General features: G+C 52.6%; 20 protein-coding genes. 1 reads left to right on the top strand and 19 read right to left on the bottom strand.

All coding sequences use genetic code 11. The annotated features are described in order from the left end of the window. Positions 1 to 11: 11 nt before the first annotated feature. The 6 genes from AR333_RS20630 to AR333_RS20655 all read right to left on the bottom strand — a co-directional run bounded on the left by AR333_RS20630 (position 12) and on the right by AR333_RS20655 (position 5,994). Positions 12 to 557, bottom strand: a complete 546-nt coding sequence (locus tag AR333_RS20630; RefSeq protein ID WP_068777265.1) for a DUF3291 domain-containing protein — start codon at positions 555 to 557, stop codon at positions 12 to 14. Between the two features lie 26 nt (positions 558 to 583). After that, a complete protein-coding gene (locus AR333_RS20635) occupies positions 584 to 1,900 on the bottom strand; it encodes a lysine N(6)-hydroxylase/L-ornithine N(5)-oxygenase family protein (RefSeq protein WP_068777266.1) in 1,317 nt (438 codons plus the stop codon). A gap of 12 nt (positions 1,901 to 1,912) precedes the next feature. Then, positions 1,913 to 3,508, bottom strand: coding sequence for a class I tRNA ligase family protein (locus AR333_RS20640; protein ID WP_068777267.1), 1,596 nt, complete (start codon positions 3,506 to 3,508; stop codon positions 1,913 to 1,915). A 50-nt stretch (positions 3,509 to 3,558) separates the two neighbouring features. Further along, the gene (locus AR333_RS20645) at positions 3,559 to 3,954 is read right to left on the bottom strand and encodes a cupin domain-containing protein (protein ID WP_068777268.1); all 396 of its coding nucleotides are present in this window, start codon (positions 3,952 to 3,954) and stop codon (positions 3,559 to 3,561) included. A 78-nt stretch (positions 3,955 to 4,032) separates the two neighbouring features. Next, a complete protein-coding gene (locus tag AR333_RS20650; RefSeq protein ID WP_068777269.1) occupies positions 4,033 to 5,646 on the bottom strand; it encodes an amino acid adenylation domain-containing protein in 1,614 nt (537 codons plus the stop codon). Positions 5,647 to 5,706: 60 nt separating this feature from the next. Next, positions 5,707 to 5,994, bottom strand: coding sequence for a phosphopantetheine-binding protein (locus AR333_RS20655; RefSeq protein ID WP_068777270.1), 288 nt, complete (start codon positions 5,992 to 5,994; stop codon positions 5,707 to 5,709). A 678-nt stretch (positions 5,995 to 6,672) separates the two neighbouring features. On the opposite strand from AR333_RS20655, the gene nfsA reads away from it, so the two are divergent. Next, on the top strand, positions 6,673 to 7,407 hold the full coding sequence (nfsA, locus tag AR333_RS20660) for an oxygen-insensitive NADPH nitroreductase (protein ID WP_068777271.1): 735 nt from the start codon (positions 6,673 to 6,675) through the stop codon (positions 7,405 to 7,407). Positions 7,408 to 7,531: 124 nt separating this feature from the next. Here nfsA and AR333_RS20665 read toward each other — a convergent pair whose 3' ends face one another. The 13 genes from AR333_RS20665 to AR333_RS20725 all read right to left on the bottom strand — a co-directional run bounded on the left by AR333_RS20665 (position 7,532) and on the right by AR333_RS20725 (position 22,195). After that, positions 7,532 to 8,407 carry a TRM11 family methyltransferase gene (locus AR333_RS20665; RefSeq protein ID WP_084783937.1) on the bottom strand — a complete coding sequence of 292 codons (876 nt, stop codon included), beginning with the start codon at positions 8,405 to 8,407 and terminating at the stop codon, positions 7,532 to 7,534. A gap of 365 nt (positions 8,408 to 8,772) precedes the next feature. Next, entirely contained in the window at positions 8,773 to 10,752 is a 1,980-nt protein-coding gene (locus AR333_RS20670; RefSeq protein ID WP_084783895.1) for a metallophosphoesterase, read from the bottom strand. Between the two features lie 251 nt (positions 10,753 to 11,003). Continuing rightward, a complete protein-coding gene (locus AR333_RS20675) occupies positions 11,004 to 11,444 on the bottom strand; it encodes a DUF3221 domain-containing protein (protein ID WP_068777272.1) in 441 nt (146 codons plus the stop codon). Positions 11,445 to 11,639: 195 nt separating this feature from the next. Continuing rightward, on the bottom strand, positions 11,640 to 12,182 hold the full coding sequence (msrA, locus tag AR333_RS20680) for a peptide-methionine (S)-S-oxide reductase MsrA (protein WP_068777273.1): 543 nt from the start codon (positions 12,180 to 12,182) through the stop codon (positions 11,640 to 11,642). A gap of 320 nt (positions 12,183 to 12,502) precedes the next feature. Then, the gene (locus AR333_RS20685) at positions 12,503 to 12,805 is read right to left on the bottom strand and encodes a hypothetical protein (protein WP_068777274.1); all 303 of its coding nucleotides are present in this window, start codon (positions 12,803 to 12,805) and stop codon (positions 12,503 to 12,505) included. 145 nt (positions 12,806 to 12,950) lie between these two features. Further along, positions 12,951 to 14,129 (bottom strand): MsnO8 family LLM class oxidoreductase, encoded by a 1,179-nt coding sequence (locus AR333_RS20690; protein ID WP_068777275.1) that lies wholly within the window; start codon positions 14,127 to 14,129, stop codon positions 12,951 to 12,953. Beyond that, positions 14,119 to 14,892 carry an SDR family NAD(P)-dependent oxidoreductase gene (locus AR333_RS20695; protein ID WP_068777276.1) on the bottom strand — a complete coding sequence of 258 codons (774 nt, stop codon included), beginning with the start codon at positions 14,890 to 14,892 and terminating at the stop codon, positions 14,119 to 14,121. The genes AR333_RS20690 and AR333_RS20695 overlap by 11 nt, the downstream gene beginning before the upstream one ends. Before the next feature lie 370 nt (positions 14,893 to 15,262). Beyond that, the gene (locus tag AR333_RS20700) at positions 15,263 to 16,687 is read right to left on the bottom strand and encodes a phytase (RefSeq protein ID WP_068777277.1); all 1,425 of its coding nucleotides are present in this window, start codon (positions 16,685 to 16,687) and stop codon (positions 15,263 to 15,265) included. A gap of 58 nt (positions 16,688 to 16,745) precedes the next feature. After that, complete coding sequence (locus AR333_RS20705) at positions 16,746 to 17,618, bottom strand: sugar phosphate isomerase/epimerase (protein WP_068777278.1); 873 nt, start codon at positions 17,616 to 17,618, stop codon at positions 16,746 to 16,748. 22 nt (positions 17,619 to 17,640) lie between these two features. Further along, positions 17,641 to 18,624, bottom strand: coding sequence for a DUF6005 family protein (locus AR333_RS20710; RefSeq protein WP_068777279.1), 984 nt, complete (start codon positions 18,622 to 18,624; stop codon positions 17,641 to 17,643). Then, entirely contained in the window at positions 18,621 to 18,881 is a 261-nt protein-coding gene (locus AR333_RS20715; protein ID WP_084783939.1) for a phosphopantetheine-binding protein, read from the bottom strand. The genes AR333_RS20710 and AR333_RS20715 overlap by 4 nt, the downstream gene beginning before the upstream one ends. 59 nt (positions 18,882 to 18,940) lie before the next feature. After that, positions 18,941 to 20,251 carry an AMP-binding protein gene (locus AR333_RS20720; protein ID WP_068777280.1) on the bottom strand — a complete coding sequence of 437 codons (1,311 nt, stop codon included), beginning with the start codon at positions 20,249 to 20,251 and terminating at the stop codon, positions 18,941 to 18,943. Between the two features lie 21 nt (positions 20,252 to 20,272). Continuing rightward, a complete protein-coding gene (locus AR333_RS20725) occupies positions 20,273 to 22,195 on the bottom strand; it encodes an IucA/IucC family siderophore biosynthesis protein (protein ID WP_068777281.1) in 1,923 nt (640 codons plus the stop codon). Positions 22,196 to 22,350 lie beyond the last annotated feature (155 nt).

Consider the following 22,350-nt stretch of genomic DNA (forward strand, 5'->3'; position numbering starts at 1 on the left):
TCGGGGCTGTTCTACTTATCCTGGCTAACTTTGGGTCTAATCTGAAACGGATTGCCGCTTTCATCAAATAACTGCTTGAAATCAAATGAGGCCAGCGTAGGGCCATTGTCATGCAGGAGCTCCAGTTTCCTGCTCGCTTCCTCCCAGGTCGGAATCTCACCTTCCTCTGCATACCACATGGCATAGGTCGGCCATTCCGGCTTAACGAACCATTCATGGCGCTGCTTGAGTGCTGTAAGGTGAAGCCCCTTGTAGACGAACTGATAAACGGAGTCAATGTCCTCCCAGAGCGATAAAGTCGAAGCCCGGGTATCGGTGGACATCGTAAACCCACCCGTATAGAACCGGGGGACACTGAAAGCCCCCCATTCTCCCCAGTCGCGCTCAAAGTTGGTGAGGTGCGTCAAATCGTCGGTTTCTTTTGCTCTGGCAATAAAACCGGGGCTGTCTTCCGCCACCTCGAATACGGGCGGCGTCAGATCCTCAAACCCTTGGACTTCTTGATGACCGTACGGTTGTTTCATGATGGCAAAAGTGGTAAAAGCAACTCGGGCCAATACATTCACCTCATTCATTAATAGACTTACATCTGATACAAACGTTCCTTAACTTCTTCTGATTTCGTCAGGTTATGAACCGCGCTCTTGGCAATCTCCATGGAACGGAGCGAAACCAGACTGAAGGAGCCTGCATCGCCAAGCCCGTGGGTCGACTCGCACAATCCGTTCAAATACAGATGGGGAAGCGCGTCCTCTCCCACTAACTTCACGGCGTAATCCCTCTCAACTTGTATGACTCCGAATTCGTCTACGGGCAAAGCATTCTTGACCCGTTCAAGCAGTGGCGGGAACTTCTCCCCCTTATGCCCGACTCCGAAATCCAGGAACCCTGTCGCCAGAATGACAACATCCGCCTGAACTTGACGGAAAGCTTTCGTATGGATTTCCTGCGTTAACAAATTCCAGCCCTTGTCTGCCTTTGTAATCTCTTCAGTACGGGTATTATTTATAAAACGAAATCGGTTCTTCCCGTCCAGCTTCTCTTCGTACAGGCGGAGATACAATTGGTTAATGACATCCCCATCCGCAGATGAGTAGTTCGTGTTATTAAGCTGGACCGCTATCTGTTGTTTCGAGTCCCGGGATAAACTGTAGTAATAGTCGATAAATTCCGGGAAATACACGTGATCGCTGAACGGGCTCGTATCTTTGAGGCGGAAGCCGAACGACCGGTGAATCGAGCAGATTTGTGCCGTAGAGGTCCGGTTCATGAGATCAAGCAGTATTTCTACCGCACTTTGGCTCGCGCCGATGACGGCAACCGTGGTATCCTCCTGCAGGTTGAATGATTCGATTTTCTGGATATACTCCGTCAAATGAAAAATCGAGGAACCGATATGCGGTTTGAATTCCGCCGGAATGTTAGGTGTTCTGCCCGGACCTACGATCAGGCTGCGGCACAAGTACTCTTCCCCTGCTGAGGTTTGAATCTGCCACAGCTTCTGCCCTTCCTTCCCCGCAACCATATCCACATGTGTAACCTGTGTCGAATATTTAACGGATTCGGAAAATTGTTCTGTAACCCACGATATATACAGGGCGTATTCTTTACGCAGCGGATAGTGAATACCCAGATTCAAGTATTCAAAGAAACGGCCGACTTCCTTCAAATAGTTAATAAAGGTATAGTGGCTTCGCGGATTACGCGGAGTAACTAAATCCCGGAGAGGATTATTCTGGATATCGGAACCGTCCAGCAGCATCCCTTCCTGCCATTTTCTATTAGCCGATTTCTCAAGAAACAGAAAGTCCAGATCTACGTCCATTTCTTCCAATGCAATGGCAAGTGCGATATTGGATGGGCCGAATCCTATTCCGATCAGGTCATAAATGTGCGACATAAATACCTCCCATTATGAAGAACTGGACACCGTGCTTACTGCCAATGCTTGAAGTGTAATTAAACCGGGCGGCAGAGGTCGTACGTTACCGATCACCGGAAGTTCTTTCCAGGACAAAGGTCCGGAAATTCCTAACTCTTCTGCGAGCCGGGATGCGAATGTGGGCATCAAAGGAGCCGCAAACAGGGCAAGGGCGGCCATTGCCGGGCCGATCCCTGCAGGTGTACTATCCGCCTCAGTCTTCACCAGCTGATCTTCCACCAGATCCATGTAGTGGACGAAGGTCTGGGCCGCTGTCCGCAGACTGAATGTATCGGGACTGTACACGAGCTCAAATCTATGCTGAAATGTCTGAATCCAGGAATTCCATTCCGGAGAGACTTGTCCGGTTATCACACCTTGTCCGACCCGTTTGTTATACAACGACCGGATTTTTTCAAACTTATCGACCAAATTTGTCTGAATCCAAGCCGTCATCGTGTCCAGTGAACAATTGGTTTGCTGTGTTTCCGGATTGGTATAAGCCAGGTAGAACCGGACGGCGTCCGCATTGTACTTAGCGAGAAGTTCTTTTCCCCAGATCAAGTGTCCTCTGCTTGTGGAAAACTTATCGTTATCCAGAAGGTAAAATTCATTGGTGATAAAATGACTGGCTACCGGAACGGAGAGACCCGCATCCTGTGCAGCCATTGCCAGAGCCACATGTGCGATCGTATAGAAGTAGGAATTGTCGAAGCCGAGAAACTGGACATAAGAGAGGGTGTCTGCGCTTTCTTCCGTAGCAGTACGACCCGCTTCCTTCAGCCAATACAAATGCCCCGGATACATTTCGGCCCAGACGTTGTAAACCGATGATTCCAAGCCATCAAAAGGAATACGGATTCCCCAGTCCGAGACGTACGTAACCGGAAAATCCTGCAAAGGAGATTGGAGGAGTTCAGTAAGCAGTAATTTGAGGGTAGGCCTGATATGTTGTTCACTTTCTTCAAAAAACGTCTTGATCCGGGCCCTGTAAGATTCCACGGGCAGGAACAAGGCACGTACGGTTCTAATCTCCAGCCCGTCCTTTCCCGCAGAGGAATTTACGGGCCCCGCATCGATCAGCGTGAACGGGTCGTTAGGATGGCCGCAGCTTTCGCAAATATTGCCGTTAGTCGAGTCAAAACAAGTCGGACATCTGCCTTTAATATAGGATTCGAACAGATACCGCTCGTCCGCTGTGCTGTAATAGACCTGCACTTGTTTCTCAATGAGACTGCCTGCCGCATACAGGGTTTCAAAAAATTCCGATACGAACCGGGTATACTTCTCGTCCGGCCTGCCTACAGTATCAAAATGAATAGCTGCCATTTGCAAAGTTCTGCGAATATCATCGTAATTTTTTGCAACGAGTTCTTTCGGATCCTCCTGCAGCCTTTCGGCTGTTGTCACAACATAGGACTGGTTCTCATCGATACTCAGTGCACTTGTGACTTGGCTGCCTCTCAACCGTTGGAACCGGGAGAATACATCTGCGCCGAAATACGGACCGGATAAGTGCCCGACATGCAGGTCCCCATTAGGAGTAGGGGGCGGCGCGATTACATGAAATGCACGATTAGCTGTCATCATCTTCCTCCTTCACTTCTGACAAGAAACGTTCTCTCCGGGATTCTTGTTCAAATTCTGGACGCTCTGGACTCTACCAACTCCTCTGCCATTCTTAGCATCCGTTCATTTGCTTCAGGGCTCCCCCAGTAAATGGTAATGAATTCAAGTCTTTCTTCTTCACTGCTGTTACGGATCGTATGCTGAAGATTCGGTGGGATATAGATGATATCGCCACTGGATACCTCGGCCGTTTCATCCTCGATCGTCATCAGTCCCCTGCCCTTCAGGATGATGAACGTCTCATGTTCGTCATGAGCATGGGGCGCAGTGTTTTCTCCGGCTCTTACAGAAGCAATCGCACTTCCCCATAACGGATCAATAAGCGACTCCCATGGGTAAATCCTTCTTAAGTCACACCCATATTCGTAGGAAGTCTCTGCCTTACTTGCATACTGGATATTCATAATAACCACCGCCTATTCTGAGTTAATAACGCGTCTGACCGGTTTCAAACTCACTTCCATCTTATGCTTATACACGGTTTAACCGTCCCAATCCTCTGTTTGAAGAAGGATGCTGGAACTGCTTTCAGCCATTTTGCTTTGAATGAGACGGACTATTTTCTTGACATCCGTCTTAGCCGTCGTCATGGCAGGGAAATTACGGCATAACAGAACGGCCCTGGGAATCATGTAATTCGGCAGCTTCAGCGAAATTTGCCGGATCACGTCCGCCCCGAACGACGGCTCCATAGATTCTTTGCAGATGATAGCGGCAACCAGCACCTTGCCCTGCTTATCTTCAATGGCGGCTACAACTCCGTCTGCGACATGATCCACGCTGATCAGCGCGTTCCTGACTTCGTTCAGATTAATGCGGTAGCCGAACACTTTGACTTCGTCATCTCTTCTCCCCAGATAGTGACAGATTCCCTGAGGATCAATCCTGGCAACATCACCGGATTTGTAATACCGGATTCCGTCTATCGTTACCGTTCTCGATGCCGTGAGTTCCGGCCTATTCCAGTACCCCCTCATTACATGGGTGCCGCCAATAAGCAGTTCGCCCTCTTCATCAGGACCGAGCGTACTTCCTTCCTCGTCCACGATTCGCAAAGAGACGCCCCGGAGCGGTATGCCGATCGGATAGAACTCGGTACGGTCAGGTTCAATCTCCGTAATCGGATAAATGACGCATACGCATGTCGTCTCCGTCGGTCCATACGCATTGTAGAGCCGGATACCCGGCACTTCACGAAGCCATGTCTGGATAGCGTTCACGTTAAGCACTTCTCCACCCGTCAGCAGAACTTTCAACTGGGATAAATCCCTTTCCTGGAATTCACCGGCCGCTCCCGCCATCAAAGTAATGGTGGATGATATCGCGATCAGATGTGTAATTTTCTCACGCTCCAGAATGTCAAAGAATCGGGTCGGGTACATCAAGCCTGAATACAGGAAGACACGAGAACCATAGTACAGAGGAGCGAATACATCTTCAATGGACACATCAAAATTAAATGCAGACGTATTGAGGCATACGGAACGCTCATCAAACTGCACGATATCCTGAAAGGTCTGAATGAAACTGAGGACACTCTTGTGTTCAACTTGAACACCCTTAGGCTCGCCGGTTGAACCAGAGGTATACATACAATAAGCTAATGTGGAATCTTCTACGGTTTCTAGCGGAAGCTCTAATTCATGGATCGGGATTTCTCCCCAGACAGGGCAGTCTCCCGGAATAACCTGCTCCAGATGAATGGCGGGAATGGATTGGAATATAGACGGATTCAGTCTTTCCCTAAAAGAGGAAGGCATAATGAGATACGCGGGTTTTATATCCGAAATCAAATACTCGATTCGTTGTACGGGATTAGTCGGCTCAATCGGAACGTAAGTAATTCCGGCCTTCAAACATGCAGCTATCGCAATAACGACCGACACTTCCTTGGGTGCAAGGATCGCCACATGCTGGTTTGCGCACACGCCCTCGCTGATCAGAAACCGGGCCAGATGACGGCTCGCTTGATCCAGCTCTTTGAAAGTAAGGGAATGCTTGCCATCGCTAACGGCTTCCCGGTCAGGCCATCTCTTGGCGGGTTCACCTAAAAAATCGCTTAAAGATCTTACGGATCCATTCACGGTTAACGGCATCGTTATTCTCTCACTCTCCTAGTAATAGAAACACTTGAGGAAGGGGAGACCAAAAGACAGCTAATCACTTCCCCCGACGGCGTGTATTCCTGCTTTTTCTTTTTGGTAAGATATAAAATTCAAAATCTCGGAAATGCTTTTGAAATTGTCCAGTTTTAAATCCGCCGCATCAACCCGGAGGCTGAATTCTTTCTCAATCTCTACGACCAGATTAATGAAATCTACTGAATTCAAACCGTTGTAAAGCAGCTCGGCATCCGTTGCCAGTTCTTCAACTGGAACAAACAATTTGAAATTCTGCCGTAAAACCTCTCTTATCTTTGCTTCCCATTCTCCAAAATCGGTCAAAAAATTCCCTCCCATCGTTCGTCATCTACTCTAAATCATTCAAAAACTAGATGAAACAGGAAAATATGCAAGGAAAATTATTACAATTCGATCATAACTCTACCAGTAATATCAAGTCAACTCCAAATAAAATATTAAAATACTAAAAAGAAAGTGCCCGAAATGAAAATATTTTAAAGAATTTATCTCTATTTTGTTTGTTTAAATACAGTTTTTGTTTTGTTAAAATATTTTAAATAATAATAAAATTAAATGAAATTTTATATAATAAAAACCAATTTTGCCCATAACCGAAATACCCGCGGTAGATCTTAATGCCTATGATTTCCTGTTACAACACCTACTTAAGCCATTTGTATTTAAGGTTTAATTCCTAACTGATTATGGCAGCTTAGCCGAGATGACTAGTCCTGTATCCCATGTATGGGACTTGGAACCTAGGAACAACTCCTATGCGGAGGGCATAAAAAAATCCGTGGTAATCGCCACAGATTAAGATAAAACTATTCTTTAGAACAATTAATAACCATTTAATAATCTCAGCATATACTTGAACGGACGATTACTCCAAGTTATCCGGCAAGTCATTCGCTTCCTTGGAACTCTTTGTGAAAAGCCCTTTTTCTATCTATAATAGACATAAGTTTTCCATACGGATTACAAAAGGAGAAATCGTATATGAATTCCGTTATTGATCTTTTGATGAATCACCGTTCGATACGCAAGTTTAAACCGGAACCTCTTGCCGCCGAGCAGAAGAAAGCTATTCTCGGGGCCGCTCAGATGGCGTCTACTTCAAGCAATGTACAAGCCTACAGCATAATAGCGGTCACGGACCCTCTCTTAAAGAAGGAACTCGCAGAATTCGCGGGAAATCAAGCTTATGTAGAGCAGTGCGGACTGTTTCTCGTGTTCTGTGCCGACTTATCGCGTTTGCGGAACGTGACGGAGAATTGCGGAGAAATTTTTCACCAGAATACGGAAAGCTTCCTCGTGGCCTCACTCGACGCTGCGCTGGCGGCGCAAAATGCAGCCATTGCGGCCGAATCTCTGGGCCTGGGCATCTGCTATATCGGCGGCATCCGCAATGTTCCCCACAAAGTAAGCGAAGCGCTGCGCCTTCCGGAGCTGGTTTACCCTGTGTTTGGCATGTGCATCGGTGTACCCGATCAGGAGCCGTCTCTTCGTCCCCGCCTCCCTATGGGGGCTGTCGTGCATGAGAACGCCTATGATACCGGAGCAGTCCTCGAAGGAATTCAAGAATACGATGAAACAACCCGGCGCTACTATAGGGAACGGACTGGGGGCCAATCCGAGATGTCCTGGTCCCGCAGCATGGCCGATAAATACCGGCTGCCTGTCCGGCCTCATATCAAGCCATTTGTAGAAAATAGGGGCTTTAAGCTGGATTAAGCGGAGCCTAAATAAAGCAGAGCTGAATAAAGCTGCCCCCGGCACATTACCGGAAGCAGCTTATCCTTGTTGCCTTCGATTACGTTCAGGCTATGATGGGGCCCATGTAGGATAGGGCCCTCCCTTAGAGCTTCGGGCGGCAGAGAATAACCTGCCGCTCGAAGCTGCCTTTGCGGACGACGCACCGGTCGTCCACCTCAAACCCGGCTTGCGCCAGCGGTCCGTCAATCGGCTCCGCCGTGATGACCACAGCCCTCCGAGCAAGCCGCCGGGCACTCCGCAGCATGTCGAGCTGCTCCTCCCTGCTAATTCTGGAGCACAGGTTATACGGCATGTCCAGAATCAGCGCATCGTAGTCGCCATCCAGGCTGCGGATATCCGCAATCTTCACCACATCCGGGAATCCGAAGTGGTGAAGATTCTCGCGCGCGCCGCGGACCGCGAGCGGGTTAAGATCGCTGCCGACGATGTCGATCCCCATCGACAGGGCCTCGACCAGCACCGTGCCGATGCCGCAGCACGGATCGACTGCGCGGACGCCCTCCGGCCGGGGCACCGCGATATTGACCGCTGCGCGGGCAACCCGCGTGCCGAGCGCGGTCGAGTACTGGCGCGGCTTACGGCTGTGCGCCAGCCAGAGCGCTTCGCTCCTGCGGCACTCGCCGAGCAGCCAGCGGCCGCCCGCCTGTGCCAGACCGAGCAGCCGCTGCGGGGTCTTCATGTCCGCCTTGCCCCGGACATGAAGACCCACCGCGCGCTCAATCGCGCGCTGCTCGTCATAGGAGGCCTCTCCTTCGGCCTCCACGTACTGAAGCTTGAACGTATCCCCTTGGAGGTCAAGCGATTCCGCCTTGGCGGCCAGCTCATCCAGGCTGGCCGCTTCGAGCTGGGCCGCGATCCGGAAGCGGATAAACGGGCTGCGGCTCGGGTCCAGGCGGACCGTACTCCGGGTGAAGCGGCGGCTCTCCGGCTCCTGGCCGAATAAAGCGCGCAGCTCCATCGCGCACAGCTGCTGTTCATCTTCATGACAGGCGTAGGTATACAAATACGCTGATGCTGTCAGATCGTTAAGTGTGAAAGAAATTGAAGTCAATTGCGCGTACCATCCTTGATCAAGGTTTCTTGTATCCCCGTATCATAACGAATGAATAGAGCCGCGTCCACCTCACCTCTTCTCCGTCACTCGACATCTCCACCTTATGCTGCCCGGTAACGAACCGCCTGCTTTTCCAAACAGAGTGAGCACCCTATCTAAACCGGAGGCTTGCCTATCCCGGTATACACGAAGACCGCTGGAATTCCAGCGGTCCGGTGGAGCCGGATTTGAACCCCCGGCCGTCTATTCTGCCAAGCTTGCGCCGGCCTCTAAAGCTTAACAATCGTCCATTTATCCGGAATATCGGCTTTGGTGGTCAGCCATTGTCCCTCCTGACACATTTTTCCGTCGGTCCAGTAACGGTTATAGATGTAGACTTCATCCCCATCCCGCAGTGTACTATCCGTGGGATCTACCTTGCGCAGGCGCCAGCCCTGCCGTTCTTTGTTGTAATCTTTCTGGTAATAATAGAGTTCGTGACGATCTTTCCATGCACCGAGGCAATTGTCTTTCTGCATTTCCGTCGTCTCGATCCGGATCTCTGCCTCGTCTTTAAGCTCGCCGCCCTCGGTTCCCTGCAGAAGAGACAGCTTCAGTTTGACCTTGTCGGTCGGGCTTACTGTCGGGAAATTAAAATAAGTGGGCCACTTCCCTGTCTTAAAGCCTGCAACATAGCCGCCTGTCTGATTGCGCAGCAGCACCACATCGCCGGACTTAATAACCGCCCCGGGTACCGGCGGAGCAGGCACTTTGTAAGGAATGGTTTCTTGCATCAATACTTTTGCCTGAATCGTATCCGGCTGGCGCGATCCCCATGAAGGAAATTCGTAATAGGTACAAGCGATCGGATCTTCCTTGCCTGCACGTTTGAAATCCAGAACGGCAAAAGCGTGATTGTAATAACCGTCCGTCTGACTCACGAGCGGCATTGCCTCCATGTACGGAACCTGCTCGGCATAATCAGCATTATGCGGGCTGTACGGAGTTTCTCCCGTCGTTTCTTCATAAGCGGAGGAGCCAACCAGCCGTCCCTTAGCCAGCCCCATCAATCCGTCGCGGAATAACGCCAGATTATGCTCATGCCCCCAGAACCAGCAGGCAATCCGGTCAAAATACGGGGAGAACGCGCTCATTAAATGCTCATTCATCCAGGGTCTTTGCGCAAAGCGGCTTTGAATCGGGCTGTGCTGGGAGAAAAGCTGATGATGGGACAGCAGCAGCGTGCTTCCATTAAAATTTCTCAGCTTATCCGCATGCCACTCTACCTCTGAATCTTCCAGCCAAGGCCCGTTGTAAGTCGGGTCCATATCGTTCTTCGGGTTGTAATCGTGGCGTCCGGTGTCCATTCCGAGGAACTGCCAGGCACCGTCCTGCGTGCGGAGACTGAAGTAACTGGCTTCCTGCTTCCAGTCAGGATGATTGGCGTTAACCTTATCTATCACTCCACTATAAAAGCCGTAACCGAATGCGTAGTAATCGTGATTACCCGGGATCGTAAAAACCGGAATTCTCGGCTTGCCCGTCTCCGCAAATACCTCATCAAAAATCGCGTTAAAATTGCGGTTGCATTCATCCGGTGTCCCTGAGTAATAAATATCGCCCAGATGGATAATCGCATCCACACCCAGATTAACCATATGCTTGACGAGTTCCTTGGCATCTGGCATGCCGGTCGCCCAGTCACCGATAAGACCCACCTTCGCATCGTCCGGCAGAACGTAAGGAACGACACCATACGTTCCAATCGGCTGCCCGAGCTCTTTCCAGTCGCGATAGTACGGATTCCGGTACTTCGTATAATATTCAATGAAGGTGGTGATACAAGTCGCCCATCCGGCATAATCACCCGTTGAATATTTACGGGCTTCCTGCATGAGACGAAGTGCCTCCTCTTCATTTCCCTCCGCCTTGGCAATAGCCGCCTCGTACATAAGACGGGATGCCTCTGCGGCATCTGAACCCGGACCCGCTTCTGCCGATGCATCTAATGCGCTGCCGGACGCCCTGAGAAGAGGACCGGGATTGTCTTCTACCTGCTCCCGCAAGATATGCTCGTGCAAGGAGGCAAGCAGTTGAGCCGGGTTATCCGCTGCAGCAAGCGGAGCCGCTGCCAGCAGATCCGCCTGCTGCTCAGGCTGCTCCTGCCCGGACTTCAGCAATTGATCCTCCATGCTGCTGCGGACAGTGTCGGTTACGGCCGACTGCCAGAGTGATAAGCTCCGGCTTGGAACGGTGCGAAAACGTGTCATATAAATCCCCCTTAGTAAAATGTTGCCAAATGGACTTAACTGGTAACATTTCTAAATATATGACAAAAAGGCACATTTTTATATAACTCCAAAGGGGTATTTTTTATAGCTCATCACAGAACTCAAAAAGAATGGAACTGCATCCTTCCTTCTCTCTATACGCTCATTCGATTGAGGAAATTCTCCATCATTCGCCCATCCAGTTATCAGGTACGTGCATTCCCGCTGCAGCTTCTGAACGGGGAGGTTTCTTACGGGCTGCTGTGTCCGAGGTCCATAAGCTCGATCTTTACAGCATCGAGGATCGGCGGCTGAGATAAAAGCACCAGAGGTCCCGATGTAACACTGATCCTCTCTCCTATGCCGCTTGTATCATAAGCCTTCTTATCTTTAAGGGTGTACCAGGCGATCGTGCGTTCTTCCATCGCACGCTTAATTATCTCCTCTGATGGATACTCCTTCAGATCCTTGCCAGTGACATTAGTGGCCACCAGAATACGGTGATACTCGTCTACGACTTCCTTATTCACAATAATTCCTTGCACCGTTTGGTGGGGACTGTCCGGGTGCTGCACCGGATCAGCCGCCACACCTTCCATGCCCGTATGCCCCGGCGCACAACCGGTTATAAGACAGGCCATAACGATCCATACCATACATATAATGAAAAGCATCCGGAAACAAGTTTTCATGGCAACCACCTTCCTAGTTCTTCTCACTCTTAGTAACGCTTCCCTATAAAAAATGTTGCAGATGAACGGGGTGCGATAAAACCGCCGATTACTTAATGAGCAGCATCCAGCCTCCTTATCCCACTAACGGCGTCGTCCTGCTGCATGCACAAAAACCGCTGATTGATACCAGCGGTCTTGGCATATTCCCCTGCTCTACTTCCAATGGGAACGGATAAACTCGTCCCGGCCCGACTGAGCACGATCTTCCTTGTAATGTTTTGGATTCTTACGGTGATAATTCTGGTGGTATTCCTCGGCTTCATAAAAAGGACCGGCAGGCGCGATCTCCGTCACAATCGGCTTATGGAACCGCCCGCTCCGGGCCAGATCAAGCCTGGATTGCTCCGCAAGCTCCCGCTGCTGCTCTGTATGAGTGAAGATAGCTGTCCGGTACGACAATCCGCGGTCCTGGAACTGTCCGTGAGCATCCGTAGGATCAATCTGCTGCCAGAACAATTCAACCAGCCTTGTGTAGGGGAAAATTTCCGGGTTAAAACGGATCTGAACGGCCTCGGTATGCCCGGTGGTCCCCGCTTTCACCTGCTCGTAAGTCGGATTCTCTTCCGTTCCTCCCGTATAGCCGGACACGATACCCTGTATGCCCGGCAGCTCTTCGAACGGGGTAACCATGCACCAGAAGCAGCCTCCCGCGAATGTCGCCAGCTCTTCCCGGCCTTGTCCCTCTTTTGTCTCCATCTGACGGCCTCCTCTGTATGCTCAATCTGCATGCTTAGGCAGATTATGAATCGGACAATCCATTCCATGCCTTATAGACTGATCTGATCCGATCCGATCCGATCCGAACCGAACCGATCAGCTCAAGTGTTTTAGGCTGGACGCGCTCCTACTTTCACTTGTTCTTTGCCGGTAAAATACCCGCAGCAGAATCGCTGGCGGGCATGCTAAGCAAGGTATATTGCCTATCTGAGAAAGTACCGCTTCACACGCCGGCAGCTAAGGTCAGTCCGCCGAGCGGGAACTATTCCGCCGGGACTGCTTTCCGGGCGGGCGGCTAATTATTCCTCGTCCGGCTTGTCTTCGTCTGCGGATTCCGGTTTTTCCAGCCGGCTTAACGCGGTTTCGATCAGAAAATCGAACAGATCATCATCCTCTTCGAGCTTTTCTTCGATAAACGTAATTTCTTCCTCACTGCCCGATTCCTTGGTAAAGTTCAGGCTGTACATCCATTCCTTCCCTTTCTTGCTGAAAAGAGCGACTTCATACGCGGTTGTGCCCTCGGTGGCTTTGAATTCCACTTTGCCGATATACCCGTTGTCCTCGCTATACATCATGCTGGCGTCTAGTACCGTAATTTGCATGTTCGTTCACCTGCTTCTATTAGAGTGATTTCATGAATTGTTCTACATGTTCTTTATTTTCTACAAAGGCGTATAAGTATTCATCGTAAAGCTAAAAGCTCCGCTGTGCAACTGTTCCGATGTATATCATCACGATCCGCAGAGACTAGCTTTCCTGCAGAAAGGCAGCTAATAATTCATAAGATTGGAGACGTTTGCGGTAATCAGGCAAATTCGTTACGATCATGAATTCATCCACGCCGTACTCTCTCTGCATCTGCGTAAGCTTTTCCCGGATCTGCCCCGGAGTCCCGGCTAGAATCCGCCGGGATGAGCTGTTCGGCTCCGGGGATCTGCCTCCTGACTGGGTGCCGTCCGGGGCGCCGGATGCTTCCTCCTGTCCGGAAGAGCTGCCCGGATGCGGGACTTGAGACGCCGGCTCCTGCCTGAGCCCTCCGGGCCGCTCCAGCGGCTGCGCAGATGCGGCCGGCCTGACATCGGCGTCTAGGCCGGAAGAAGCGGCAAGGTGCGCCGCTGAGCCTCCCGCAGCCGCCCCGGGCTGCTGCATACCGGCGCTTTCAGCCGCAAGCGCAAGTGCCTCCTCTTCCGTCTCGGCACAGACGACGTGAACCGCAGCAATCGCTTTCGGCTTAGCCAGCAGCCGGGATGGCTCGAACCTGCTGCGGTATGCCTCCAGCACGGCGGCTCCGTCCACATCGCTCATGAAGTGTCCGAACACATACCCCGTGCCGTATTCCGCAGCGTAAGCGGCACTTTTGACGTTCGTGCCGAGCAGCCACAGCTCCGGGGAAACGGGCGGCACCGGACGCGCCGTGATCAGCTCCCCCTCCAGGCGGTACTCGCCTGCGAGCAGGTTCGAGAGATCCTGGATCTTCTCCGGCATCCGCCGTATATTCTCCAGGAAGTTGCCGCTCAGCGCCATCATGACGTGCGCAGAGCCTCCGGGCGCGCGGCCGATGCCCAGATCAATGCGTCCGGGATGCAGCGTCGCCAGCAGATGAAACGCCTCGGCCACCTTGATCGGCTGGTAGTGCGGCAGCAGAACCGCACCCGATCCGATGCGGATCTTCTCGGTATGCGCACCGATATGTGCGAGCAGCACTTCCGGGCAAGCCGAAGCCAGCTTATCCATATCGTGATGCTCGGACACCCAGTAGCGCGTGTACCCGAGCCGCTCCGCAGTGCGCGCCAGCAGCACGGCCTGCTTCAGCGCAGCCGGGGAATCGGCGTCCTGCATGACGGGGACCAGGTCCAGCACGCTTAGCTTCAGCGGAGGGAGCCCCCTCCCTGCTTCCCCGCTTCTACCTGCACGCTCAGAAGCCATAGATCGTCATGCCTCCATCCACATACAAGGTTTGTCCGGTTACATAGCTCGAAGCATCAGAGGCAAGGAAGACCACGGGGCCGACCAGCTCCTCCAGCTGTCCGATCCGGCCCAGAGGCGTGCGTCCGACCACCTCGGTCATGAAAGCTTCGTTAGCCAGCAGCTTCTCGGTGAGCGGCGTATGGAAATACCAGGGGCCGATGGCATTGACCAGAATGCCGTGCTTCCCCCACTCCATCGCCAAGATGCGGGTCATGTGAACGAGCGCAGCCTTCGTGGTGCCATATACGACGCCTGTGCGCAGAGCAACATGTCCGCCGACGGAGGCTACGTTCACGATTCGTCCGCTGCCATGCTCTTTCATATGACGGCCAACCGTCTGGGACATCAGGAAGGCAGACTTCAGATTTGTCTGCACGATCACGTCCCATTCATCCTCCGTCACCTCCAGCGCAGGTGTGCGGATGTTCATGCCCGCATTATTGACGAGCACATCGATACGTCCGGCAAGACGCACCGCCTCTTCTACCGCCGCCGTCACATCTTCACGCACGCCGACATTCGCTGTAATCGGATAGGCTCGTCGTCCGGTCAGACCGGTAATCTCTTGAGCCACGGACTCCAGATCGCTCAGAGTCCGGGATACCAGCATCACATCCGCTCCCGCTTCTGCAAGCCCGATGGCCAGCGCTCTTCCGATGCCTTTGCCCGCTCCGGTCACGAGCGCCGTTTTACCTTCCAAATTAAAGCCGGGCAGATACATAGGGTCAGCTCCTTTCTTGATCACGTCTTAACTTCACTAGGATCTAGCCATACTAAGGAGGCATTCCTTATTTATAGCCATTTATCTATAGCCATTCTTCCTCTATCTATTTCCAGGCATTCTGCACAGCACCTGTCTAGTCCAATTCCGGTAAGAACCCAAGACCCTTGGGACCGTTTCTCCGGGAGATTCATTTTTTATAATCTTTACCCATGATAAAAGTTTCGCACGCAGAAAGCAAAGCGCAGGGACAAACGCATCCGCTACTCCCTCCGCGCTTGCTCAAAGAACCGTTAAACATTCAGACAAATGCAGAAGCCCCCTCACCGTCCGAGGGGGTCTTCTGCATTCGTCCATCCATCATCTATGACTACTTCCGCCGGTTCACCAGCTGACGCGGATCTATTCCATTGTCCACAAGCAGCGGATTCTTAAAAGATTTCGCCAGCTTATCCCAGGCTACAATTTTAAAATTCTGATTTACAGCGGTGCCGTTGTCAATGTTCTCATCATCCTGGGCAACGAAAATCCCGTTAGGGTACGCATCCCCCAGCCCAAAACCTAACACGTCTATCCCATCCGTCTCCGAAGTTCCGTCAATCGCGCCGTCCTTAATGCCGAAGCTCCCGAGATACCGGTTGTTCCCTTGACGCTCATAGACGGCATAAGTGCTGCTGCCCTGGCTGGATGCAAGGAGATATCCTTTGCCGTCAGCGGCGTAGTATAGGGTCAGTCCTTCGATATCGGCCGTCAAATGCGAACTGTTCACATCGTCGACGCTGGCTTCCGGCTTGCTCCCGCTGCCTGGCTCCGCGCCCACCTTCCAGATGGCTTTGTCTTCTTCGGCCAGATAAATTATCGCATACTCATCGTCTGCGACAATGCCTTCCGCCTGCGAACTGACTTTGAAATCCCGTACGCGCTTTCCTGTTATGCCGTCTGTACCCGGTATCAGCTCAATCTGCTCGAACTCTCCGTCTTTGCCGAGAACCAGCGCGTAGAACTTATCCGTCTTCAGACTGTGATACAGACTAAAGCCGTACACTTCTTTCATCGCCGGTTGAATAGGCTGGGACGTAATACTCTTCAGTTCGCCGGTTTCCGGGACGATCGCAAACACATCAACCGTGTTCGCCGACCGGTTCGTCGCGGCTGCAATATCTATCTTCTTCCCGTTAAGCGGAAAACCGTAGCGCACATCGATGTTGTTCATTTTGCCGAGTTCATAAGATTGTACCTGCTTGCCAAACAGATCATAAACGAGAATGCCGCCGCCTTTGTTGGTGGCGATAATCCGGCTCTTGGACGAATCCTCCGGATGAAGCCAAATGGCAGGATCGTCGGCAGCGTCATCGCCGCTGTCGACGGACTCGGTCTCGCCGTCTGCCGTCACTTCGGCCAGCCTAGGCCGCTCCTTGTCCGGCTGAGCAGGCTGGGTAGACTCAGGGGGCTGCCCAGCGCTAAGTCTGCTCAAGACCAGCTCGATCAAACCCGGAGGAACATATGTCGCGTCCGAGATGAGCTGAATGCGTCCGTTCAGTTTGACGGTCGTGCCTTCGAACTTATACTCGCTGCTGCCGATCGTCACCGAACCGGACGCACCATTGTGCAGAGTAAAAAAAGCCGTCTGCGAACTCTGCTCCCAGGTCACACGCGCTCCTGATTGTTCGAGCATACTTCGTAGAGGAAGGTATCCTTCTTCCACAGAAGCGTAAGCAGACGGACTGTACAAACTTGCGGCAAACAAGAGAACTCCCAAGCTTTTCAACCATTTAAGTGATTGTCCCGATTTCATCGAATAAGTCACCACGGCTTTCCGGCAGAATACGTTCTGCCTTCAGTATGGCGAAGAATTATTCGGGGAAATTACGCGCTGCGTTAAATATTTGTAAATGATTTACAAGTTCCAGCTTCCGCAGCCAATCCATCTCTTCTTTCAGGATATTCAGCGGATCGGGACCGAACCACTCCAGCGAAGCGGGAATCCCGGTACGGTGTATGTACTTCAGGATACTCCTGTAATCCACGGCCCCGCCTCCAAGCTTCACGATCCCCTCGCGTGTCCCGCTGGAGGAATACACATTATGAGGCTGAAAAACGTCCAGATACTGCGGGGACGAAATATTTTTCAAATGATAATGCTGCACCCAAGGTTCCAGAAGCCGCATACATTCCTGCAAATCCTCGCCCGCTTCCCACAAATGAAGAAAGTCGAGATTGATGGCGAGCTGCTCATGCCCCGTTTCTTCCAGTACCACCAAAGTAGAGGCGAGTGTGTCTGCAAGGGTATTGGGATGTGTCTCAATAAGCAGCTTCACCCCATGCTCCCCGCACAAGTCGCACAGCTCGCTTAACCGCCGGGTGTAACCTTCCCTTGCGGCCGGCGTTACGCCTGAGCTGGGTTCTTGTCCTGCAAAAGTACGGATGCGGTTCGTTCCGAACGCGCCGGCAAGCTCGATAAGCCTGCGGCATTTGGCTGCCGTCTGGCCGAAGTCCGCTTGCGGAGATATATCCAGATAATCACTGATCATCGTTATGTTCATGTTATGAGTACGCAGATAGTGAAGCTCTTCCAGTTCTTGCTCCTGCCTGTTGTCATACAGATGCTGTGCATGAATCCCCCATAGCTCAATGCCGCTGAAACCTTGTGCCTGTGCGTAGCGGACAAGTTCACCAAACGATATCAGAGCATGACGAAACGAAATGGTACCTAGCGAGATATTCATCGGGTAATGTCTCCCCTTTCTATTAGGAGGTTGCTGCAGAACTTTGTTCTTTGCGGGAAGAGTCCCACCACTGCGCAAACTGGCGTCCGATCTCTTTTTTGAGATCAAATTCGATCCGGTCCGCCTTATCCACTGACTCCAAGAGGCCCGGTACAAGACCCGGATCCCCCTTAATCGACACTTTAGCTGCGATATACTGGATAGTATTGAAAGCCTGAACGAGATCACGGATTTGCTGAGCCCAGTATTCGTAGAGCTCCTCGGGATACCCGAGCGCGTCTCTGAAAACCATCAGCGCATAATCGTAGCTGTACTTGCGGATAGCGAGAATATGAATCTGTTTGAGAGCGAGCATCAGCATAGCGAGTGTAGAGCCGCTTCGTCCACTGGCGATTTGAAGGATCGTTTCCCGGATGCGGGACGTCAGCGGATTGATGTCCTCATGAAAACCGGCGTGAAAATACCGCTGGATCGTGCCGGCTGCAGGCGCTTGAATATTCAAAGCATCCACATAAAATCCTCCGCCAAAAGGATTCTGTATAATCGCCTCAATCACGCGTTCTTTCCTTATATTTCCTTCCCACCGGAAGTCCGGGTCGAACATAAACCATTCTTCCGGATCGGAAGTCTCAGACAGTACGAGGTAGTGCGGAAACGGCTTCTGATAAAATTTGTTCTCCCGCTCCGGGAGCACAGACATATCAATCTGCACAATCAGATGGCGGTGATCCGGCCGGTCCGCTATTAATTGAAGAAACATGTCCAGGTTCTGCTGCCTGGTCCGGCCGGGATCATACCATTCATGCACGCGAAGCCCGAAGAACTTCTCGTACCAGGACAGGAAATAATCATGCCGGTGCCCGTCGGCATAGTAGGTAATGGTCCCATCTTCTTTCACCGAGAACCCGGAATCCCAAATTCCGAAATAATAAGGCCGGTGATCGACCTTGCTGTTTCTTTTAATAATTTCGCATAAACAGCTCATCAGACAGTGAACTTTGATCATACGGTACCGCCAGACGCGAGGGGGCTTAGCTGACCGATAAAATCGAGAAGAGACCCGATCGTCAGGAAAGCCTTCGGATCGATCTCATCTTCGGGAACCTGCAGGCCCAACTCGACCTCAATGTGGACCAGCAGTTGAAGAATCATAACCGAGTCAATCCGCAAATCTTCGCGGAGCCGGGTATCATCCGTAAGGTAAACTCCCCTGGGCACCTGCAGCTTTTCTGTAAAAAGAGCGTTCAGCTTCTCTCGCCGCACTTCCCGCAAAGATTCCATATCCCGCGGCGCCGCAGGTTCTGCTTGATCTTGCTTGCCGTTCATGACAAATCCCCCATTTCCAGTAATCTCCGGCTGATTTTGCCCCCGGTGTTCTTAGGAATTTCACTGACGATCCTTATCTCCGACGGCACCTTGTAGGGAGGCAGCCACTGCATGCACCAGTCCATCACTTCCTGCGCGGCTACAGCGGGCTCGGCTACGATCTGAGCCTTGACGGTTTCTCCCATAACGGGATGCTGTCCTCTGTAGACAACCGATTCTCTGATTCCCGTACATCTGGAGAGGACATCTTCCACCTCCATAGGGAACACTTTTAGTCCCGAGACGTTAATGACATCATCCATACGGGAGACGACCCGCAGATTCCCTTGCTCACTGAGATATCCGATATCTCCCGTGGAAATCTTACGGCTGTTCGTCGTCACCAGCAGCTCGGACGGATGGGCCTCATCCTGACTTACAGCCACCTGCAAATGCCCGAGCGGCTTCCCCATGTCCGCATTCGTTTCCATCTGATTGGAGATGGAGATACATCCGGCTTCGGAGCAGCCGTACTGCTGCATCATAACAGGCACCACAGGACGCAGCTTGTCGTAGAGACTGCCTGGCATAGGCGCGCCGGAGCTCATGATTTTATGGAAAGGAACAGATTCGCCCGGAAAAGAAGACAAGATGTGAAGCAGCGGCGGAACCCCGTACACGAGATGTTTGGGCGTATCCCGGATCAGGTTCAGTGCGAACTTAGGATTGCGGTTCGTCACAATAACCGGACTGGCTCCTCTGCGAAGTGAAGCCAATACTCCGCACAGCAGCCCGTACGAGTGAGTGACCGACGGAAGCACAATCGGCACTTCCGATTCATCGGTTTCCAGTGCTTCGTTGTAGGCTGCCAGCTCTATATCAATCTCCTGCCAGGTCCGCCGGATAAGCTTGGCGCTGCCGGTCGTACCCGAGCTGAACTGTAACAAGGACGGCTCATTGCCGGAGCTTGTGCCATACGCCGGGGGAAGCTCATGCTCCAAGCCCGCAGCAAGAGTATCTTCCGGCTTGGCATACCGGTCCTGACCGGCGGAAATCCAATTCTCGGGATTCTGGTACACGAGCCCGCTGCATCCCGCTTGTCCGGCTTGGTGCAGGGCTGTCTCCAGCGGTGTATCGCCATGAATCAGCAGCACGGAGCCGCCTTGCCCCCGTACCAGCAGAACAAGCCGGACAACATCGACCGGATCGGATAAGCACAGCGCAATCCTCCGGCCTTCGATCCTGCGGAAATGCGCCATCCGCTCGTAAGTGAGCAGACGGTTGCTAAACTCGGCCGCATCTATCTGGGTGCGGTTAACGGCTAACATATAACTTTCCCTCCTTGGTTATCAGGCCTGGCCTGACTTCTCCAGCTGCCGGGTTACCGCGAACAGCGGATTGGGCACCTCATGCGTAAGTGAATCCCGCTGAGGATACAAGCGGCGCTTGGTAAGCTGCTCCACCCGGCAGGTCGGCACGAACAGATCCGCCTGCCTGTAACGCTCCGCGAGCTGCGGGAACCTGCGCTCATATTCGCCCAGCACCTGCGCGGCCAGTTCCCAGAAACGGGTTTCCTCATATCCGCACCGGTCTGCCAGCAGGAGCGCCAATTCGCCGAGATTGATGAAGAACAGAGCGCCGAGCGTCAGGCTCCGGACGGATGCGACATCCGCCATTTCGAAATAGGTTCCGAGGGGAGCACCCTCATAAATTTCATGCGCCTGCGTAAAATCAGGGCATTTCTCCGGCTGCGCCAAGTACTCCCGGCAGAAAAGGACATCCTCGTGAAAATCCTTAAGCGCAACCCTCACGGGCATCCCGTCCCGGTGAACGAGCACCATGTTCTGTGCATGCGTTTCGAGCGAAACGCCATGCGCGACTAGCAGATGAACAATGGGCAGAACAGAGGTTTCAAACAGTCTTCTCAGCCAGCTCTCAATCCCTATAGACTGAAGCCATGGCAAAATGTACGGCGTACCGTCCAGTTCCAGTGCGCACAGCGCATTGAACGGAACAGCCTCTTCTCCTTTTTCCAGGTGCCGGTGAATGCTCTCCCTCCAGATGCAGCCGAGTGATCCGGCAGCCCCCTCAGCCCTCGGATCATCCGCTGCTGGCGGGTCATAAGAGATCCCCGCGAACTCACGCAGCAAGATGAGCTTCGCCTCGTTCTTCAAATAATCGTCGCCCTCCACCAGCCCGTTCAGCCAGTCGGACACCATCGGCGCTGTCGTAACGAAATGAGGCGGCAGATGGCGGGAGCTGGAAGTGTTCAACAGATTCATAGCCAGCTTCAGGGAGGCTTTAGCGATCCTGCTCCGGTTGGCCATCGTGCGGATGGATTGCTGCGGCAAATACTCGTCCGGTGATTCACCGAGCAGGATCATCCGCCTGTCCCGCAGATGCGCCATGTACGCCGGCGCGATTTTCTTCTTCCACTGCCACGGATGCACCGGCACGAAGTGGTAGTGCCGGGGATCGCATCCGGCAGCCCGGACTGCGGCATTGAGCCTTGCCAGCTCCGCTTCGCCCAGTTCGGCAGCCAGCAGGCCGCCGAAGTCCGATCCGGAGCTGATGGCCGCCCGGGTATTCTCCCGGCTCACGGCCACCCACAGCAGCCGGAGGGGCTTCTTGTACTCCGGCCCGTAAGCCATATGATCGGCATAGTCAAAGCCGATCCTGGACTTGTAGCTCGGGTGATAGGGATGTCCGTCCGTCAGCCCGCTTTCGAGCGCGTCGTAGCCCTTCCCTTGGAGGCTGCCGTGTTCCGCGCTCTGCACACTGTTTTGTGTACCGCTTTGTGCATTGTTATTCGCGTTTTGTACACCGCTATTCGCTCGCTCATACTGGCTCAGCGTGTCCTTCAGCACCGTTTCTTCCAGTTCTTCAATGAAAGCTTCCAGTTTCTGTTCATCCGGTTCCATACCGCTGGATGAACGATCAGGTTTGACGACTTCGCGCATAAAAAGAGCTACGGAAGACGCCTCTCCCCTGCCTTCCGCGGATTGCCGGATCACCGGCGCCTCGGTCAGACGAATGCGCCCAAACGACAAGCGCCGTTTGCCACAGCAAGTATAGAAGCAGGGGCGGCCCCGTGAATCGGTGCCCCGCAGAGTATATAAAGTAACGTCCCCCTTCTGCTGCGTCTGGGCTTCTATCACTTCCTCGTACAGCAGAGATTCAATCAATTGCCGGAACACTCTGCTTAGAACCTGCGCATATTGCGGGGAGGCGATAGCCTCGCTGACCCGCATGTCCTGCGATATCCGGTTCATCCTCATCCCTCCCTTTTATCCCCATTTTGTCGGGTTTCTCCTTGCAGCGGGCTTCCTGCTCCCATCAGCAGCCGCTTTAACCTTGTTGCCCTGCTTCGAACATCGAACATAATGAAGGCTGTATCCTAAGGGAACCTCGAGCCGCAAGTGTCAAC

Source organism: Paenibacillus sp. FJAT-26967 (genome assembly GCF_001541095.1).
Lineage (GTDB): Bacteria > Bacillota > Bacilli > Paenibacillales > NBRC-103111 > Paenibacillus_F.

Excerpts from the sequence above, each read along its gene's own strand:
- AR333_RS20635 (WP_068777266.1), bottom strand. The coding sequence starts at position 1,900 with ATGTCGCACATTTATGACCTGATCGGAATAGGATTCGGCCCATCCAAT.
- AR333_RS20640 (WP_068777267.1), bottom strand. The coding sequence starts at position 3,508 with ATGACAGCTAATCGTGCATTTCATGTAATCGCGCCGCCCCCTACTCCT.
- AR333_RS20645 (WP_068777268.1), bottom strand. The coding sequence starts at position 3,954 with ATGAATATCCAGTATGCAAGTAAGGCAGAGACTTCCTACGAATATGGG.
- AR333_RS20650 (WP_068777269.1), bottom strand. The coding sequence starts at position 5,646 with ATGCCGTTAACCGTGAATGGATCCGTAAGATCTTTAAGCGATTTTTTA.
- nfsA (WP_068777271.1), top strand. The coding sequence starts at position 6,673 with ATGAATTCCGTTATTGATCTTTTGATGAATCACCGTTCGATACGCAAG.
- AR333_RS20665 (WP_084783937.1), bottom strand. The coding sequence starts at position 8,407 with ATGGAGCTGCGCGCTTTATTCGGCCAGGAGCCGGAGAGCCGCCGCTTC.
- AR333_RS20670 (WP_084783895.1), bottom strand. The coding sequence starts at position 10,752 with ATGACACGTTTTCGCACCGTTCCAAGCCGGAGCTTATCACTCTGGCAG.
- AR333_RS20675 (WP_068777272.1), bottom strand. The coding sequence starts at position 11,444 with ATGAAAACTTGTTTCCGGATGCTTTTCATTATATGTATGGTATGGATC.
- msrA (WP_068777273.1), bottom strand. The coding sequence starts at position 12,182 with ATGGAGACAAAAGAGGGACAAGGCCGGGAAGAGCTGGCGACATTCGCG.
- AR333_RS20685 (WP_068777274.1), bottom strand. The coding sequence starts at position 12,805 with ATGCAAATTACGGTACTAGACGCCAGCATGATGTATAGCGAGGACAAC.
- AR333_RS20690 (WP_068777275.1), bottom strand. The coding sequence starts at position 14,129 with ATGGCTTCTGAGCGTGCAGGTAGAAGCGGGGAAGCAGGGAGGGGGCTC.
- AR333_RS20695 (WP_068777276.1), bottom strand. The coding sequence starts at position 14,892 with ATGTATCTGCCCGGCTTTAATTTGGAAGGTAAAACGGCGCTCGTGACC.
- AR333_RS20700 (WP_068777277.1), bottom strand. The coding sequence starts at position 16,687 with ATGAAATCGGGACAATCACTTAAATGGTTGAAAAGCTTGGGAGTTCTC.
- AR333_RS20705 (WP_068777278.1), bottom strand. The coding sequence starts at position 17,618 with ATGAATATCTCGCTAGGTACCATTTCGTTTCGTCATGCTCTGATATCG.
- AR333_RS20710 (WP_068777279.1), bottom strand. The coding sequence starts at position 18,624 with ATGATCAAAGTTCACTGTCTGATGAGCTGTTTATGCGAAATTATTAAA.
- AR333_RS20720 (WP_068777280.1), bottom strand. The coding sequence starts at position 20,251 with ATGTTAGCCGTTAACCGCACCCAGATAGATGCGGCCGAGTTTAGCAAC.
- AR333_RS20725 (WP_068777281.1), bottom strand. The coding sequence starts at position 22,195 with ATGAACCGGATATCGCAGGACATGCGGGTCAGCGAGGCTATCGCCTCC.